General features: G+C 66.4%; 15 protein-coding genes. 6 read left to right on the top strand and 9 right to left on the bottom strand.

The features are described from left to right. Positions 1-69: 69 nt before the first annotated feature. A complete protein-coding gene (gene trhO, locus PSA7680_RS06675; RefSeq protein WP_085867896.1) occupies positions 70-981 on the bottom strand; it encodes an oxygen-dependent tRNA uridine(34) hydroxylase TrhO in 912 nt (303 codons plus the stop codon). Between the two features lie 113 nt (positions 982-1,094). Between trhO and pncA the strand changes: the two genes are divergently transcribed. The 3 genes from pncA (at position 1,095) to pncB (ending at position 5,461) form a co-directional block, all read left to right on the top strand. Continuing rightward, the gene (pncA, locus tag PSA7680_RS06670; protein WP_085867895.1) at positions 1,095-1,700 is read left to right on the top strand and encodes a bifunctional nicotinamidase/pyrazinamidase; all 606 of its coding nucleotides are present in this window, start codon (positions 1,095-1,097) and stop codon (positions 1,698-1,700) included. A 158-nt stretch (positions 1,701-1,858) separates the two neighbouring features. Continuing rightward, positions 1,859-4,120: an ATP-binding protein gene (locus PSA7680_RS06665; RefSeq protein WP_085867894.1), complete on the top strand. Its 2,262-nt coding sequence runs from the start codon at positions 1,859-1,861 to the stop codon at positions 4,118-4,120. 48 nt (positions 4,121-4,168) lie between these two features. Continuing rightward, complete coding sequence (gene pncB, locus PSA7680_RS06660; RefSeq protein ID WP_085867893.1) at positions 4,169-5,461, top strand: nicotinate phosphoribosyltransferase; 1,293 nt, start codon at positions 4,169-4,171, stop codon at positions 5,459-5,461. Here pncB and PSA7680_RS06655 read toward each other — a convergent pair. From PSA7680_RS06655 to PSA7680_RS06620, 8 genes are all read right to left on the bottom strand, one after another. Then, positions 5,458-6,450: a phosphotransferase enzyme family protein gene (locus tag PSA7680_RS06655; RefSeq protein ID WP_085867892.1), complete on the bottom strand. Its 993-nt coding sequence runs from the start codon at positions 6,448-6,450 to the stop codon at positions 5,458-5,460. The two genes, pncB and PSA7680_RS06655, sit on opposite strands and share 4 nt — an antisense overlap. After that, positions 6,447-7,721, bottom strand: coding sequence for an aspartate aminotransferase family protein (locus PSA7680_RS06650; RefSeq protein ID WP_085867891.1), 1,275 nt, complete (start codon positions 7,719-7,721; stop codon positions 6,447-6,449). Before PSA7680_RS06650 ends, PSA7680_RS06655 begins: the two co-directional genes overlap by 4 nt. Next, the gene (gene arfB / locus PSA7680_RS06645; RefSeq protein ID WP_085867890.1) at positions 7,721-8,143 is read right to left on the bottom strand and encodes an alternative ribosome rescue aminoacyl-tRNA hydrolase ArfB; all 423 of its coding nucleotides are present in this window, start codon (positions 8,141-8,143) and stop codon (positions 7,721-7,723) included. The genes PSA7680_RS06650 and arfB overlap by 1 nt, the downstream gene beginning before the upstream one ends. Before the next feature lie 443 nt (positions 8,144-8,586). Continuing rightward, positions 8,587-9,210, bottom strand: a complete 624-nt coding sequence (locus PSA7680_RS06640) for a queuosine precursor transporter (protein WP_085867889.1) — start codon at positions 9,208-9,210, stop codon at positions 8,587-8,589. A gap of 98 nt (positions 9,211-9,308) precedes the next feature. Continuing rightward, on the bottom strand, positions 9,309-10,205 hold the full coding sequence (locus PSA7680_RS06635) for an esterase-like activity of phytase family protein (protein WP_085867888.1): 897 nt from the start codon (positions 10,203-10,205) through the stop codon (positions 9,309-9,311). Beyond that, a complete protein-coding gene (mepA, locus tag PSA7680_RS06630; protein WP_085867887.1) occupies positions 10,178-11,047 on the bottom strand; it encodes a penicillin-insensitive murein endopeptidase in 870 nt (289 codons plus the stop codon). The genes PSA7680_RS06635 and mepA overlap by 28 nt, the downstream gene beginning before the upstream one ends. 28 nt (positions 11,048-11,075) lie before the next feature. After that, the gene (locus tag PSA7680_RS06625) at positions 11,076-12,437 is read right to left on the bottom strand and encodes an MFS transporter (protein ID WP_085867886.1); all 1,362 of its coding nucleotides are present in this window, start codon (positions 12,435-12,437) and stop codon (positions 11,076-11,078) included. Positions 12,438-12,588: 151 nt separating this feature from the next. Further along, positions 12,589-13,125 carry an acyl-CoA thioesterase gene (locus PSA7680_RS06620; RefSeq protein WP_085867885.1) on the bottom strand — a complete coding sequence of 179 codons (537 nt, stop codon included), beginning with the start codon at positions 13,123-13,125 and terminating at the stop codon, positions 12,589-12,591. A gap of 157 nt (positions 13,126-13,282) precedes the next feature. Here PSA7680_RS06620 and PSA7680_RS06615 point away from each other — a divergent pair, with 157 nt between their 5' ends. The 3 genes from PSA7680_RS06615 (at position 13,283) to yaaA (ending at position 16,500) form a co-directional block, all read left to right on the top strand. After that, positions 13,283-13,570 (top strand): YggT family protein, encoded by a 288-nt coding sequence (locus PSA7680_RS06615; protein WP_085867884.1) that lies wholly within the window; start codon positions 13,283-13,285, stop codon positions 13,568-13,570. An 84-nt stretch (positions 13,571-13,654) separates the two neighbouring features. Then, entirely contained in the window at positions 13,655-15,694 is a 2,040-nt protein-coding gene (gene recQ / locus PSA7680_RS06610) for a DNA helicase RecQ (protein ID WP_085867883.1), read from the top strand. Between the two features lie 8 nt (positions 15,695-15,702). Then, positions 15,703-16,500, top strand: a complete 798-nt coding sequence (gene yaaA, locus PSA7680_RS06605) for a peroxide stress protein YaaA (protein ID WP_085867881.1) — start codon at positions 15,703-15,705, stop codon at positions 16,498-16,500. The last annotated feature ends 37 nt before the right edge of the window (positions 16,501-16,537 follow it).

The following is a 16,537-nucleotide window of genomic DNA, read 5'->3' as shown; positions in this document are numbered from 1 at the left end:
CCTCTCGCTGAAAATACCTCGGGGGAGCTCCCGCAGGGAGCGGGGGCGGAGCCCCTGCAAGACCCGCCGTCAGCCGGCCCCCGGCCCGACGTGGCGGGCGCCGCGCCTTGCCGCGAGCATGATCTGCTTCTGCCGTTCCCGGAAGCGCGCCCGATCCGCCTCGCTGCGCTCGTCGATGCAATGGCGGCACGACACGCCGGCCTCGTAGTCCGGCCGCTGCATGTCTTCCGGCGTGATCGGACGGCGGCAGGCGTGGCACAGCTCATGCGGCCCTTCCACCAGCCCATGGCCGACGGACACGCGCCCGTCGAAGACGAAGCACTCCCCCGACCACAGGCTCTCCTCCTTCGGCACCTCTTCGAGATACTTCAGGATTCCGCCCTTCAGGTGAAACACCTCCTCGACCCCCTGCCCCAGCAGGTAGTTCGTCGATTTCTCGCAGCGGATCCCGCCGGTGCAGAACATCGCCACGCGCTTGTTGTGGAACCTGTCCTTGTTGGCCTCCCACCAGGCCGGAAACTCGCCGAAAGTCTTCGTCTTCGGGTCCACCGCGCCTTCGAACGTGCCGATGGCCACCTCGTAGTCGTTGCGCGTATCGATCACGACGACATCCTCGGAGCGGATCAAGTCGTTCCACTCCTTCGGAGCCACGTAGCGGCCGACGGCGGCGCGCGGATCCACGTCGGGCTGGCCCATCGTCACGATCTCCTTCTTCAGGCGGACTTTCATCCGGATGAAGGGCATCTCCTCGGACAGGCTTTCCTTGTGTTCGAGATCGGCGCAGCCCGGCAGGCTCCGGACATGGGCCAGCAGCGCATCGATCCCCGCGCGGGAGCCGGCAACGGTGCCGTTGATGCCCTCCTGCGCCAGAAGGAGCGTGCCCTTGATCCCCTGCGCGTCGCACAGCGCCTGCAACGGCGCCTTGAGCGCGGCGGGATCTTCGAACCGGGTGAAGTGATAGAGGGCGGCAACGGTAAACATAGCCGCGCATCTAGGCAAAAGGGCGTTCGGGCACAAGGGGCGGCGGCACCCGGCGTTGACGGGCGGCAGGCCATTGCCTAGGCCTTGGGGCACCTTCAAAACGGAGCCAGCCCATGCCCCAGCCAGACGAAGCCCTCATCGTGATCGACGTTCAGCAGGATTTCTGCCCCGGCGGCGCGCTCGCCGTTGCGGGCGGCGACGAAATCGTGGCCGGGATCAACGCCCGCATGGCGGATTTCGCGGTGCGCGTTCTGACACAGGATTGGCACCCGGCCGGCCACTCCTCCTTCGCCAGCAGCCATCCGGGAAAATCGCCCTTCGACATGGTGGAAATGCCCTACGGCCCGCAGGTGCTCTGGCCCGATCACTGCGTTCAGGGCACGCCGGGCGCCGCGTTTCATCCCGCCCTCGCCACCGAGCCGGCCGATCTGATCCTGCGCAAGGGGTTCCGCAGCGCCATCGACAGCTATTCCGCCTTCTTCGAAAACGATCGCAGCACGCCGACGGGCCTCGAAGGCTACCTGCGCGAACGCGGCGTCCGGCGGGTCACGCTCGTGGGCCTCGCCACGGATTTCTGCGTGAACTATTCGGCGCTGGACGCCGCGCGGCTCGGTTTCGAGGTCACCGTCGAGATGGCGCTTTGCCGGGCCATCGACCTGGATGGATCGCTTGCCGCGGCCTGCGACGCCATGGCCAAGGCCGGCGTGACACTGGCCTGAAAAAGACACTGGCCTGAGAAAGACAGTGGCCCGAGAAAACAGGCTGGGGAACCGGGCTGAATGGCCGGCCTTAAAAATCGGGCAGCCTCCTGCCGCCGTAGCGTTTTCTTAAGTTCCGCCTGCGACCCTCGCGGCATTGGAAACCATGAGCATTCGTTTTGGCCGCGGAACAGACAGACAGCGGAAGAGCCGCCGAGCAACTGGCGCTCTTTGAACGGCGCAACAGCGAAGAGGGCCGCCTGCGGCGCTACGCGCGCCGTCGCGTGGAGCAGTTTCTGTCGCGCCAGATCCCCACGGCCATCGGCGGCATCGCGCTTGCCTGGCTGGTTTCGCCGGCCGTGGGGGCCCTGGCGGTCTGCCTCGCGCTCTTCGGTGAAGCGGTGGATTGCCTGTTTCTGTTGCAGCTCGGCCGCCTGCGCACCAACGGCTGGCCCTTTGAAAGAATAAGGTTCTGGTCCGCCGTCACCGGCGCCTTTCAGGCCAGCACGCTTGCAGCCTGCGGCGCTCTGGCCTGGTTTGGAGCGCCGGGCGGAGAAACGCGCTTCTTCACCGTCGCTTTCATGGTCGGCGCCCTGCTCAACGCCGGGCTCGTCCTGCCCCATTGCCCCTTGGCGTCAAGGGCCCGCATGGCCATCATATTCGGCGCCGTCTGCAGTTTCTTCCTGTTCGACTGGATCGAAACCGGCGTCATCAACCCGCGGCTCCTGTTCGACACGCTGGCCGCCGCGCTGCTGTTCTACGTGTCTGGCGTTTTCCTGAGCTACGTCGTCCGGAGCTATTTCGCCCGCACCGAAGACAAGCGCCGGATGCTGGAAGGCAGGCGCAGGCTGGAAGAAGCCGCGACCGCCATCGAAGCGCATTCGCGGCAGGCGCTGCGGCTCGCCCACGTGGCCAAGCGCGCCAATGACAGCGTGATCATCAGCGATCCGGAAGGGCGCATCGAGTGGGTCAACGAAACCTTCACGCGCCTGACGGGCTACAGCCGCGAAGAGGCGATCGGGAAACGCCCCGGCGATCTGCTGAACGCACCGGAAACCTCGCCGGAGACGATCAAACGGATCCAGCTCGCCGTGGCCCGCAACGCCCCCATCCGGACGGAGATCCGGAACCGCTGCAAGGACGGGCGCCTGATCTGGGTCGAAACCTCGATCTCCCCGATCCTCGACAATCGCGGCAACGTCCTCATGCGCGTCGCCATCGAGCGCGACATCACGGAAGCCAAGGCCCGCGAAGCCGAGCTGGCGCGGGCGCGGCGCGACGCGGAGCGGGCCAACCGGGCGAAATCGGATTTCCTCGCGATGATGAGCCACGAGCTGCGCACGCCGATGAACGGCATCATCGGCACCACGGAACTACTGCTGGACACCGAGCTTACCGAAGATCAGGCGCTGCTCGTGCGGACGATCGAGAACTCCGGCGCAGCCCTGCTCGGCATCCTTTCGGACATCCTCGATTTCACCGCGCTGGAAACCGACCGGCTGGTAATACGGCCCGAGCCCTACGATCTTGCGGCCTGCGTTCTGGAAACCTGCACCTTGATGCAGCCCAACGCGCGCGAAAAGGGGCTCGTGCTGGCCTGTGACGTGCCCGACGGCCCGCTGGAAACCTGCGGCGATGCCGGCCGGGTCCGGCAGATCCTGCTCAACCTTCTGACGAATGCCATCAAGTTCACCGAGGCCGGCTGCATCGCGGTTTCGCTCACACGGCGCGGTGACGCCTCCTGCCGAATCACGGTCAAGGATACCGGAAAGGGCATGGACCCGGAGGTGCTGGAGCGGCTGTTCCAGCCTTTCCAGACGGCGGATTCGCCCCAGCGCCGCGAGCAGGGGGGCGTCGGGCTCGGGCTCGCGATCTGCCGGACGCTCGCCAAGCGCATGGGAGGGGATCTGAGCGCCGAGTCCACCCCCGGCGCCGGCGCGACCTTCCACCTCGATCTGCCGCTGACTGGCGGCGAGGCCACCGCTTCGGAGGGCGCCGCCACCCGCCCGAAAGCGCCCGGCCGGCCCCTTCCCTCCGGGCTGCGCGTGCTCGTGGCGGAAGACAACCGCACCAACAGGCTTCTGCTGCGCAAGATGCTGGAAGCCGGCGGGCTTTCGCCCGAATTCGCGGAGAACGGGCAGGAAGCCATCGAGAAGTGGCGCGCCGACAAGCCCGACATCATTCTCATGGATCTCGCCATGCCGGTCTGCACCGGGCTCGAGGCCACCGCCGCCATCCGCGCCGAGGAGCAGCGCCGCCAGAGCACGCCCACGCCCATCGTCGCGGTGACGGCCAACGCCTCCGACGCAGACCGCGCGGCCTGCGATGCGGCCGGCATGAACGGCTTCCTCGCGAAACCCATCCGGCGCGAAGCGCTTTTCGCCGAGATCGCGCGCCATGTGCCGCAACCGGGCACAGGCGAAACTTGCGCGCGGGCCTAGGGCCTGCGATACCCGAACCAAGCGAAAATCGCAGGGAGGGGCGGTGCCTTGGTCGACATCGCGACGCGCGTCTACAATCACAAGTGGAAGATCGATCCGATCGTCCGCTCGTTGATCGACACCGATTTCTACAAGCTGCTGATGTGCCAATCGGTCTTCCGCAACAAGCCCGACACCCATGTCACCTTCAGCCTGATCAACCGCAGCAAGCACATCCGGCTCGCCGAGCTGATCGACGAAGGCGAGTTGCGGGAACAACTGGATCACATCCGCTCCCTCTCGCTGTCCCGCGGCGAAAGCACCTGGCTGCGCGGCAACACCTTCTACGGAAAGCGCCAGATGTTCCGCCCGGATTTCATGGAGTGGTTCGAAGCGCTGCGCCTGCCGCCCTACCACCTGGAAAAACGAGACGGCCAATACGAGCTGACGTTCGAAGGCCGCTGGCCCGAGGTCATGCTGTGGGAGATCCCGGCGCTGGCGGTGCTGATGGAGCTGCGCTCGCGGGCGGTCCTGGCGCCGATGGGGCGTTTCGAACTGCAGGTGCTCTACGCCCGTGCGATGACGAAACTCTGGGAGAAGGTCGAACGCCTGCGCCAGCTGCCCGACCTGCGGCTCGCCGATTTCGGCACCCGCCGCCGGCACAGCTTCCTGTGGCAGGACTGGTGCGTGCAGGCGATGCTGGAAGGCTTGGGTGGAAAGTTCATCGGCACGTCGAACTGCCTGATCGCGATGCGCCGCGAGGTGGAGGCGATCGGCACCAACGCCCACGAGCTGCCCATGGTCTACACCGCCCTCGCCGAGGACGACGCCGCGCTCAAGCGCGCGCCCTATGACGTTCTGGCGGACTGGCAGGAAGAGCACTCCGGCAACCTGCGCATCATCCTGCCCGATACATACGGCACCGAGGGCTTCCTGCGGGACGCGCCCGACTGGCTGGCCGGCTGGACGGGCATCCGCATCGATTCCGGCGACCCCGCGAAAGGGGCGGAAACCGCCATCCGCTGGTGGCAGGAACGCGGCGAGGACCCGCGCAACAAGCTGATCATCTTCTCCGACGGGCTGGACGTGGACAAGATCGCCGAGCTTTCCGCCCAGTTCGCCGGCCGCGCGCGCATCTCCTTCGGTTGGGGCACGTTGATGACGAATGATTTCCGCGACCTCACGCCGAACGACGCGCTCGCGCCCTTCTCCCTCGTCTGCAAAGCCGTCAGCGCCGACGGCCGCCCGACGGTGAAGCTGTCGGACAATCCCAACAAGGCGATGGGGCCGGCGGATGAGGTCGCCCGCTACAAGCGCGTGTTCGGCGTGGCCGACCAGGAGCGGATCGAGGTCGTGGTCTAGGCACCCGCCCCGAAGAAATCGCCCCCCGCGAACGCCTCTGCCGCACGGCAGGCACGCGCAGCGTAGTCCGCGGTTTCCGGCGCCTCGGGCGGGTAGCGGCCGATCACCCAGCCGCAGGACGCAAGGCAGCGCAGCAGCGTGAAGGCCGGCAACAGGGCTTCCGCATCCGCGGAAAGGGGCATTTCCTCCCGGTAGCCGGAGCAGAGCGCCGCCGCGAGTTCGCGTGCATTGGCAAGCTCCCAGTTCTGCGACATGGCAACACCCAGCTCGTAGAGCCGAGGCCCGAAGGCGCCATCGTCGAAATCGATCAGGCAAAGGGCGTCGCCGGAGACGAAGACGTTCTCGCGCAGGGCATCGGCATGGATCAGGCCGAAGCCGCCGGGCAGGGCCGAAGCCGTGGCGACGGCATCGCGCAGCATGGCGCGCAGCGAGATCAGCTGCGCCGACTCCGCCTCGGACAGCGCCGGGTTTTCCCAGAACCGGCCCCAGAGCGGGGCATCACCGAGAAGGCCTTCGGCATCGAGGCGGGGCCGGGTGAAGCCCGCAGGCAGCGCAAGGGAATCGCTCAACCGGTGCAGGCGGCCCAGTTCACGGCCCAGCGCGTGGAACAGGCGCGACTGATCCGCCGGGCTGCCGCCCAGCGGCGCGCCGCCTTCACCGAGCTGGTGTCCATCGACCCAGCCCACCATGCTGGCGAGCCGGCCGGCCTCCGGCACCTCGACGCAGAGGTGCCCTTCAGCGGTGGGCAGGGGGCGCGGCAGAGCCATGCCCTCGCGGGCCAGCAACTGCGTCCAGACCAGTTCGGACCGGACGGCACCGGCGGATTGATACCCGGGGCGATGCAGGCGCAGCGCGGCACGGGCGCCGCCGGGGCCGCGCACTTCGAACACCGCGTTCTCGCGGTTCTTGATGAGGCGTGGCCGCTGCGCCGGGGCATCCCAAGCCCTGAGCGCCGCCCGGGCGAAGGCGATGGCCTCTGCATCCTTCATCGCGCGGCCCGCACGGCCGTCAGGGCGGCGTCCAGCGTGTCCACCAGAAGATCCGCGTTTTCGCGCGAGAACACGCAGGGCGGGCGCACCTTCAGGATGTTGTCGTGCCGGCCTTCGCTGTGCAGCAGGACACCGCGCCGGCGCATCTCGTTGATGACGGCGTCGCACAGCGCGGTGGCCGGGGCACCCTCCTCAACCAGTTCCGCCCCGAAGAACAGGCCCGAGCCGCGCACGTCGGCGATGCAATCGTGGCGCGAAGCCAGATCGCACAGCAGCGAAACCGCGTAGGCCCCGGTGCTTTCAGCGTTCTCGCGGATGCCTTCCTCTTCGATCACCCTGAGCGTGGCATGGGCTGCGGCCGCGGAAACGGGGTTTCCGCCGAAGGTATTGAAATATTTAAAGGACTCCTGAAACGCCTCAAGAATCTCGGGCCGGGTGACGGCGGCGGCGACCGGGTGGCCGTTGGCCATGGGCTTGCCCAGCGTGACGATATCCGGCGCAAAACCGAGCTTCTCATGCCCCCACCAATGGCTGCCTAGCCGCCCGAAGCCCGGCTGCACCTCGTCGGCGATGATCAACCCGCCTGCGGCGCGCACCGCGGCGATGGCCTCGTCGAGGAAACCACGCTCAAGCGTGGGGAAGCCTTCGTTGGCGAAATAGGGGCAGACGATCAGGGCCGATACGCCGTGGCCGCTGGCTTCAAGCTCCGCGATGGCGGCTTTCACATGGGCCGCGAAGGCCGCGCCCTGCCCGTCGCGGCTGCCGCCGACAGGGTTCAGGTTGTCGGGCGCCGGCACCTTGCGCACGTGATCGGCATAGCCGCCGATCGGCACCTTGGAGGCATTTAGCTGGCTCACGGCGGCGGTGTTGCCGTGATAGGTGTTGTCCGTCCCGATCAGGCCCGTCCTGCCGGTGACGGCCTGGGCGAAGCGCAGCGCCAGATCATTGGCTTCGGAGCCCGAGCAGACCATGATCGCGCTGGAGAGCCCGTGATCGAATTTCGCGAACAGGGCCTCCAGATACTCCACCACGCGTTCGTTCATGTAGCGGGTGTGAACGTTGAGCGTGGCGGCCTGCGCCGCGATCGCCTCCACCACCTTCGGGTGGCAATGGCCCACGTGCGGCACGTTGTTGTAGCAGTCCAGATACCTGCGCCCATTCGCATCCCACAGCCATGGGCCCTCGCCGCGCACCACGTGGACAGGCTCCCGGTAGAAGGTCGTCACGTGGCGCCCCATGGCGCGCTGGCGCCGCGTTTGCAGATCGTCCATCAGTCTTCCTTGTCCACTTTGCCGCGCAGGGCCTTGACCTGCCCGCGCCTGACCTTCGTATCCACGCGGCGGCGCTTGGAGGCAAGCGTGGGCCGTGTCTTGATCCGCCGCTTGGGCCGGATCAGGGATTGCCGGATCATCTCCGCCAGCCGTTCCTGCGCGATTTCGCGGTTGCGGGCCTGGCTGCGGGTGTCTTCCACGCGGATCACGATGGCGCCGTCGGTCGTCCATTTCCGCCCCGCGATGCGCTTCAGACGGGCCTTGGCATGGGCCGGAAGATTGGGGCTGCGCTCGGCCTCGAAGCGCAGCTCGACGGCCGTGGACACCTTGTTCACGTTCTGCCCGCCAGGCCCCGAGGAACGGCTGAAGCTTTCGGTCAGTTCCCAGTCGGCAAGGGTGATATCGTCGTTGATCCGCAACATGGGCGCACCCTAGCGGCGCATGCGGCGGGCGACCAGATCGGGAACGAAAGCCACCTTGAAATATTTGTCGATGAGCGGCGGCCCGGGCGGGAGCGGAGCGCACCTGCGATTGGGCTTGAAACACAGCCGTGGCGCGACGAGACGGGCAGGCGCGTATCTGTTTTTTTGCGCAACAGGTGCCTTCAACCGACTTGTGCCAAAAATGAAAGAGCCCCCGCGGCATCTGCGCGGGGGCTCCTCTCGAGAATTGGAGGTGGCAAGCGGTACTCCTAGATAGCAGAGCCCGAAGCCAGGGATTGCATAGAGGGGCTGCCCCCTAAACTTTCACCTCGCTCGTAACCTTCACCAGCTGCTCCTGTTTCCCAATGATCATTGGCACCTCCTTTCTGGTTGTTCTGAACGTAATAGGAGGGTGCCACAGATCTGGTGTTTGTCAAAACATTTTACGCAGCATCTGGCATCAAACGGTGCACGATTGCGCGAAACGGCACCAAAGCGATCAATGCGAGCGCCAGTTTGACCATCCAGTCGGCAATCGCGAGAGAAACCCAGAGCGGCGCTTCCGGCCCGACGCCGAGGATGGGCAGAATCTCACCGGCCCAGGACACGTCGTTGCCGGGCTCCAGGAAGGTGAGCGTGGCCGAGAATGCGACGGTGAAGAAGATGGCGGTGTCCAGCGTGGAGCCGACCAGCGTGGAGGCCAGCGGCGCGCGCCACCAGCGGCCCTCGCGCAGGCGGTCGAAGATCGCCACGTCCATCAGCTGCGCGGTCAGGAAGGCGAGGCCGGAGCCAAGCGCGATCCGCAGCGTCACGAGGGGGCCGAACTCGCCCATGATCTGGGTGCCGATGAAGGAACAGATGATGCCCGTCACGAAACCGGCAAACACCACCTTGCGGGCGGTGGCGGCACCGTAGACGCGGTTCATCACATCGGTCACGAGGAAGGCAAGCGGGTAGGTAAAGGCACCCCAGGTCAGCCAGTTGCCGAAGAGGAACTGCACCAGGATGTTGGAGGCCACCACGATGGCGGCCATGGCGAGAACGCCGGGAATGAGGGCTCGTTGCATTTTCTGTTGTCCGTTTTTTACAAGGTCGCGGAGACTTGGGGCGCCGCGGTTCGGGCGCTAAGGGCGCGCGTTTAACGGCCCGCTTGCAGAATAGCAAGCTATTCGTGGATTCGATACTCCACGACCTCCGTGCGCTGGAACAGCTTGAAGTTGTCGTCGGAGATCATGGTGAAGCGCAGGTTTCCGTCGCCGTCCCGCCATACCGAAAGCCCTTCGAGGTTGTCGTGGGTGCCGGAGCGCGTGGCGAGCAGGATCTCCTCGTCACCCAATTGCCCGCCCCTGAAGGTGAAACGGCGCAGGCGCGTTTCGAAGCCGAGCAGCCCGCTCAGATTGCGTTCGAGCAGGTAGAATTTCCCGTCCGGGCCGATATCGGCCCCTACCGGCAGATGCGGCCCGTGCCGGGGCACGGAAAAGGCCCGCCGCCAAGTGCCCTTCCTGTAGCGGTAGACGGGGAAGGGCCTGTCCAGCCGGCCCGACCGTTCTGGCAGCGTATAGAGCGCCCCGGCCGCATCCACCGCAAGCGCTTCCAGCGAAGAATTGTTCTGCATCCGTCTGAAATCTTCATGCCGGGGCAGCCAGGCCGCCTCGCCGGAAGGGCTGGTATAGGTCCAGACCCGGTGCTGCCCCTCGAAGGAGACGAAGATCCGGCCATCGGAGCGAACGGCAAGCCCCTCGGCATCTCCGGCCCCACCGGCCACGGGGCGTTTGTCGGGATCGTTCAGGGGTTGCAGCCTGTCCAGCGCCACCCGCGAGATCCGCCCGCCCGCGCGCAGGAAATGCCCCTCGGCGATGCTGCCGCGATCGGAGATGGCGAGAAAGCGCAGCCCGCCGGGGTAGACATGCAGCCCAGAGAACCCGCCGAACCGCGCATCGCCGTCGCGCCAGACGGTCTGGCTCATCAGCTCGACGCGCGGGCCCGAGGTGGCGGGGCCGACGGCCGCCGCCGGGCACACGGCCAGGAACAGGGTCAACGCGACCGCAAGACGCTTGTGCATTGCTTGGGAAGATCCGCAAGTGTCAGCTCCCGCCGCGGTTTCGGCGCCGGCGCATTGGGATCGCGCGGCTTGGGCGGGGGCGGATTGAGGATGTTGTCGACCCACTGCTGGGCCTCGGCGCAGCCGTCGCCCTTGGGCGGCGGCGCCTGATCGACGCAGCCCTTGGCCCCGCGGGGGCAGGCAAGGCGCACGTGGAAATGGTAGTGATGGCCCCACCACGGGCGGATCTTGCGCAGGTAGGCCTTGTTGCCCTTCTCGTCCTTGCACATCTGAACCTTCGCGCCGGGAAAGACGAAGATCCGGGCCACGGCCTTGTCTTTCGCGGCGGCCTTCAGGATTTCATGGTGCGCCCGGGTCCAGTTGCCGTTCACGAAGGCTCCTTCGTTGCGGCGCATGGAGATGGAGGAGATGTTTTCCCGCGTGCGGCGGGAGAGCTTCAGATCGGTGGCCGGGCGCATCCAGATGTCGATGTCCAGCCCGATCTGGTGGGACCGGTGGCCCGAGAGCATCGGGCCGCCCCGTGGCTGCGAGATATCGCCGATGTAGAGGCCGTTCCAGCCCGGTTGCGCCGCGGCCTTCTTGCTGAGGCGCTCGATGAACTTGATGGTTTCGGGATGGCCCCAGTTGCGGTTGCGGCTCAGGCGCATGGCCTGCCAGCGCGGGCCCGTTTCGGGCAGTTGCACACCGCCTGCGAGGCAGCCCTTGGCGTAACTGCCGTAGGGGGCCGCGTTCTGTCGGGATCCTCCGGTGGCCTTTCCGAAGTATTGCTTGGCCGCTGTTTCCGCCTGCGCACTCGTTGCCAGACAGAGGGCAAACAGCGCGCCGATCATCTGGCGAAACATAGGGCTGCTCTTTCTCTATCAGTAATGCTTAATCGCTTGGTGTTTTGACCCAGCGTAACAGAACCAGCCCAATAAGGAAGAGGGCGATCAGGGGAAGGATGCCGACCCGCTGCGAGCCGCTCACGTCGGATGCGACGGCGATGGCCGCCGGCGCGAGGAAGGAGGTGGCCTTACCGGCCAGCGCGTAGAGGCCGAAGCCCTCGGTCATCCGCGCCGGATTGGCCTGCAGGACAAGCATCGTTCGGCTTGCCGATTGCAGTGCCCCGCCGGCCGCGCCGATCACGCCGCCGGAGACGAAGAACAGGATGTCGGGCAGTTTCGACCCTTCCGGCAGCGGCACACCCATCACGCTGTCGCGGGAAATGGACACGATCAGCGCGCAGACGATGAGATGCGCGATGATGCTGGTGACGATCACCGGCCGCGGCCCGAAGCGCTGGTCGGCGCGCCCCCCCACCCAGGCGAAGATCGCGCCGGTGATGGCGGCCATGATGCCGAAGACGCCGATCTCCACCACGGACCAGCCAAGCACTCCGAGCGCGTAGATGCCGCCGAACGTGTAGAGGCCGTTCAGCGCATCCCGGTAGAACATGGACGAGGTGAGATAGGCGAGGAAGCTTGGATTGCTCGGCAGCGAGGACAGGGTGTTCCACAGATCGCGCAGCGCATCCCCGAGGCGGACGCCCGCCCCCCGCGGCACCGGCGGCTCCTTCACCCAGAGGAAGAAGGGGATCATGAAGACGGCATACCAGACGGCCGTGAGCGGGCCGACCGAGCGTGTGCCCTCGCGTGCCTCCGGATCGAGGCCGAGGGCCGGCGGGTTGCCCAGAAGCGTCACCCCGTTCGCGTTCTCGGCGAGGAACAGCAGCATCAGCGCCAGCGCCAGCACGCCGCCGGCGTAGCCCAGCGCCCAGCCCGAGCCCGATATCCGCCCGATCTGGTCGCGGGGGCCGAGGGTCGGCAGCAGGGCATTCGTGAAGATGGTGGCAAACTCCGCACCGAAAAGCCCGATGCCGAAAAACATCAGCGCAAGCGGCACGCTGAACTGGTCTGGCGCGGTAAACCAAAGCCCCGCGGCCCCGACGATGTAGAACAGCGAAAAAACGCGGATCCAGGGCATCCTTCGCCCGGCGCCATCGGCCAGAGCCCCCAGCACAGGGGCGAGAAAGGCGATGGCCAGCCCTGTCGCCGTCAGCCCGTAGCCCCAGTAGGCCTGGGCCTGCGCGGCCGCAGCGGGGCGCTCCATCCCCTCGTTCACGAGAGACTGCGTGACGACTTCCGCGAAATAGGGGCCGAAGATGAAGGTCAGAAGCAGGGTGGCATAGGGCTGGCTGGCCCAATCGAACATCATCCAGCCCCAGACCCGGCGTTTCGCCACGTTTTCCGTCATCGCCGCCCCCTGATAGACCCTTTTACGGATCATGCCAGCGCACGGTGCCCGCGCGCCGGGTTTGCCCAACTTGAGGTAAACCGATTAGTTCGATGTGGGCAAGGGGCCTTGTGCTCGCCTTTAGGGCGAGTCCCTCAGATACAGAGCCTGTTCACCCCGGAAGGACCGGGGGCCAAACCCGCGTATTCTCGGCCTCGATCCAGGCCACCACCCAGGCCGGCAACGGTGGGCTTTGTGGATCCGCGCCAACCGCCGCGCAGAACCTCTCCGGAGATACGATCCCGTTCCTGTCGGTGATCGCGGACCGCAGCAGCGCCTGGCTGGTGCACTCCCCGTTTCGCCACATCGTCTGATCGATGTAGATGAAACGCTCGTCCCATCCGATCACCCGGGTTTTCATCCGAAACTTCTGGAACATGCGGATCCGGCGGCGATAGCGCACGGAGGATCCGGCAATCGTCAGACCCCATTTCTGCCTTTTCAGAGCCTTGTCGAACCCCATTCGGATCGCCATCGGGATGCGGCCCAAGTCGTAGAGCGTAAGCGTGCGGCCGTTGTTGAGCTCCATGAAGATGTCGATGTCCCAAGGCCAGCAGATGTGTTCGGTTTCGTTGACCTCGAGAATGCCCATCGGCGGGCGGCGGCGGGCGATGACGATTTCCTTGAGCATTCGGATGACAGGGTACATGCGCGTGTCCGGCTATTCTGGGGCCCGGAAAGGGGCGTTTCGGGCGCACCTTCCCCTCACGGAAAGCGGCGCACAAGGGAAACGTCGCGGCAGCTTCTTGCCATGCCCCGGCGGCGGCCTTAGGTGTTTGGTGCGCAAGACAGACAAAGGACGCCAAATGACCTCGCTATTCCAGATCCTGATGCTGCTGATCGACGTGGCATGGTTCATCATGATCGCGCATATCATCATGAGCTGGCTGATCAATTTCCAGGTTCTGAACCTGAGGCAACCCCTTGTCGCGCAGCTCTGGTACGGGCTGAACCGGCTTCTGGAGCCCGTCTACGGGCGGATCCGGCAGTTCCTGCCCGATACCGGCGGGCTGGATCTGGCGCCGCTGATCGCCCTTCTCGGCCTCTACGCCCTGCGCATCATCCTGGCCAACAACGCGGCGCTCTTCTTCTGAGCCGGCCCTTGTTCACGCTTCGTTAGTGTGAAAGATTCGAGGGTAGAGCAGACTTAACGAAAAACGTCAGCATACCCACAGGCCATGCCCGCAGCGGACACGCTTCTCTCTTCGGTTTTCGGCTTCCCGGCCTTCCGGCCCGGGCAGGAGGAGATCGTGAACGCGGTGATCGCGGGGCGCAACACGCTCGCGATCATGCCCACGGGGGGCGGGAAATCGCTCTGCTACCAGCTGCCGGCGCTGGCGCGCGAGGGCGTGACGGTGGTGATCTCGCCGCTCATCGCCCTGATGCGCGATCAGGTCCGGGCGTTGCGCGAGGCCGGCGTCGAGGCCGGCGCGCTGACTTCGGGCAACACCGAGGAAGAGACGGATGCCGTCTTCGCGGCGCTCGACGAGAACCGCCTCAAGCTACTCTACATGGCGCCCGAACGGCTGGCCTCGGGGGGAACCCTGCCACTGCTGCGCCGGATCGGCACCTCGCTGATCGCGGTGGACGAGGCGCACTGCGTTTCCCAGTGGGGGCACGATTTCCGCCCCGACTACCTGCGGATCGGCGAATTGCGCCGGGCGCTCGGCGTGCCGCTGGCCGCCTTCACCGCCACCGCCGATGCCGAGACCCGCTCGGAGATCATCACGCGGCTGTTTGACGGCGAAACGCCCGACACCTTCCTGCACGGTTTCGATCGCCCCAACATCCACCTCGCTTTCGCCGCGAAGGACAGCCCCCGCCGCCAGATCCTGGCCTTTGCCGATGCCCGCCGCGGGCAATCCGGCATCGTCTACTGCGCAACCCGAGCCAAGACCGAAAGCCTTGCCAAGGCCCTGAGCGAAGACGGCCACCCGGCCTGCCATTACCATGGCGGCATGGAGCCGGACGCGCGCCGTGCCGTAGAGGCACGATTCCAGCAGGAAGACGGCCTGATCGTCGTTGCGACCGTGGCCTTCGGCATGGGCGTGGACAAACCCGACATCCGCTGGGTCGCCCACGCCGACCTGCCGAAATCCATCGAGGCCTACTACCAGGAGATCGGGCGCGCCGGCCGCGACGGGGCGCCCGCCGAAACCCTGACGCTCTACGGCGCCGACGACATCCGCCTGCGCCGCGCCCAGATCGACGAGGGCCTCGCCCCGCCCGAACGCCGCGCTGCCGATCACGCGCGGCTGAACGCGCTGCTCGGGCTCGCGGAAGCCCAGAAATGCCGGCGCGAGAGCCTGCTCGCCTACTTCGGCGAAAGCGGCGCGGCCTGCGGAAACTGTGATCTCTGCGAAAGCCCGCCCGAGCTGTTCGACGCCACCGAGGCCGTGCGCAAAGCGCTTTCGGCGATCCTGCGCACCGGCGAGTATTTCGGCTCCGGCCACCTAACCGACATCCTGCTCGGCAACGAAACGGCGAAGGTCCGGGAGCGCGGCCATGATGCGCTGCCCACATTCGGCGTCGGCAAGGAGTTCACCCGCAGCCAGTGGCAGGCGATCTTCCGGCAGATGATGGCGCAGGATCTGGTGCGCCCCGATCCGGAACGCCACGGCGCCCTGCGCATGACGGAGCCCGCCCGGCCTATCCTGCGGGGCGAGGAAAGCATCACCCTGCGCAAGGATACCGTGAAGGCGGCGAAGAGCCGGCCGGCGGCCAAGATGCTCGTGAGCGAGGAAGACGCGCCGCTGCTGTCCGCCCTGAAAGCCAAGCGGCGCGCCCTCGCCGAGGCCGCGGGGTTCCCCGCCTACATGGTGTTCAACGATCGCACCCTGATCGAAATGGCCGAAAAACGCCCGGCCACGCGCGATGCCATGGCGCGGATCACAGGGGTCGGGGCGACGAAGCTCGAGAAATACGGCGATGCCTTCCTGTCGGTCATCACCGGCGATGCCCCGGCGCCGGAGCATCCCGCACGGCGGGCGCTCTCGGGCCGCGCGGCCGGCGGCATCTACGACGAGCTTCTCAAGGTGCAGGCGGAGCTTGCCCGCGGGCCCGACGGGCTCGACAAGCCGATGTCCTGCCCGGCGGGCTTGCTTGCCAAGGTCGCCGCCCTACGTGACCCCGACATGGGAGCGCTGGAACGGCTCCTGGGGGCGAAACGCGCCGAGCGCTTCGGCCCCGCCTTCTTCGATGTGCTGCAGAACGCCTGAAAGATACCATGCTCACCGTCATTTCCCCCGCCAAGAAACTCGACGAAACCCCGGCACAAGGCGTTCCGCATTCACTGCCCGCCTTTCAGGCCGAGGCCAATGAACTGGCCGGACATGCCCGCGCGTTGGGGGCCGAGAAGCTTGGAAAGCTGATGAAGCTTTCCGACAAGCTGGCGCGGCTGAACGCCGAGCGTTTCGCCGAATTCGAGCCTGAATCGCACCCGGGCAACGCAAAGCAGGCCGCGCTGATCTTCGCGGGCGACACCTACACCGGGCTGGACGCGCAAAGCCTATCGCAGGAGGATTTCCGCTTCGCGCAAACCCACCTGCGCATCTTGTCGGGGCTCTACGGCCTGCTGCGCCCGCTCGACCTGATCCAGCCCTACCGCCTCGAAATGGGAAGCCGCCTGGAAACCGGCAAAGGGAAATCGCTCTACGACTTCTGGGGCAGCAAGATCGCTTACGCCCTGAACGAGGCCGCCGAAGCGGCGGGAACGGACACTCTGGTGAACTGTGCCTCGCAGGAATACTTCGGCGCCGTCGATCGGAACGCCCTGAAAACAGCCGTAATAGAGCCTGTTTTCATGGAGGAGCGCGACGGAACAGCCAAGGTCGTCAGCTTCTTCGCCAAGAAGGCGCGCGGCTCCATGGCCCGCTACATCATCGATCAGCGCGTCACGCGGCCTGAGGGGTTGCGGGATTTCAGCTACGGCGGCTACCGGCTGTCGCAGGCCGAAAGCACCCCGGAACGGCTCGTGTTCCTGCGGGACTACCCGGAAGCCGCCCCCCGCAGGCTGGCATCCTGAGCCCACGGCGGCACGTCCGAACCCAGAATTTGCCTTG

It is taken from the genome of Pseudoruegeria aquimaris (assembly GCF_900172235.1).
In the GTDB taxonomy this organism is placed as follows: Bacteria; Pseudomonadota; Alphaproteobacteria; order Rhodobacterales; family Rhodobacteraceae; genus Pseudoruegeria; species Pseudoruegeria aquimaris.
The sequence above is the reverse complement of the archived record's forward strand: the minus strand, read 5'-3'. Positions and strand labels throughout refer to the sequence as shown.

What these genes read in the sequence shown, in the direction of transcription:
- trhO (WP_085867896.1), bottom strand. Translation starts at nt 981, where the DNA reads ATGTTTACCGTTGCCGCCCTCTATCACTTCACCCGGTTCGAAGATCCC.
- PSA7680_RS06625 (WP_085867886.1), bottom strand. Translation starts at nt 12,437, where the DNA reads ATGACGGAAAACGTGGCGAAACGCCGGGTCTGGGGCTGGATGATGTTC.
- PSA7680_RS06635 (WP_085867888.1), bottom strand. Translation starts at nt 10,205, where the DNA reads ATGCACAAGCGTCTTGCGGTCGCGTTGACCCTGTTCCTGGCCGTGTGC.
- mepA (WP_085867887.1), bottom strand. Translation starts at nt 11,047, where the DNA reads ATGTTTCGCCAGATGATCGGCGCGCTGTTTGCCCTCTGTCTGGCAACG.
- PSA7680_RS06615 (WP_085867884.1), top strand. Translation starts at nt 13,283, where the DNA reads ATGACCTCGCTATTCCAGATCCTGATGCTGCTGATCGACGTGGCATGG.
- pncA (WP_085867895.1), top strand. Translation starts at nt 1,095, where the DNA reads ATGCCCCAGCCAGACGAAGCCCTCATCGTGATCGACGTTCAGCAGGAT.
- PSA7680_RS06650 (WP_085867891.1), bottom strand. Translation starts at nt 7,721, where the DNA reads ATGGACGATCTGCAAACGCGGCGCCAGCGCGCCATGGGGCGCCACGTG.
- arfB (WP_085867890.1), bottom strand. Translation starts at nt 8,143, where the DNA reads ATGTTGCGGATCAACGACGATATCACCCTTGCCGACTGGGAACTGACC.
- PSA7680_RS06655 (WP_085867892.1), bottom strand. Translation starts at nt 6,450, where the DNA reads ATGAAGGATGCAGAGGCCATCGCCTTCGCCCGGGCGGCGCTCAGGGCT.
- yaaA (WP_085867881.1), top strand. Translation starts at nt 15,703, where the DNA reads ATGCTCACCGTCATTTCCCCCGCCAAGAAACTCGACGAAACCCCGGCA.
- PSA7680_RS06640 (WP_085867889.1), bottom strand. Translation starts at nt 9,210, where the DNA reads ATGCAACGAGCCCTCATTCCCGGCGTTCTCGCCATGGCCGCCATCGTG.
- PSA7680_RS06620 (WP_085867885.1), bottom strand. Translation starts at nt 13,125, where the DNA reads ATGTACCCTGTCATCCGAATGCTCAAGGAAATCGTCATCGCCCGCCGC.
- recQ (WP_085867883.1), top strand. Translation starts at nt 13,655, where the DNA reads ATGCCCGCAGCGGACACGCTTCTCTCTTCGGTTTTCGGCTTCCCGGCC.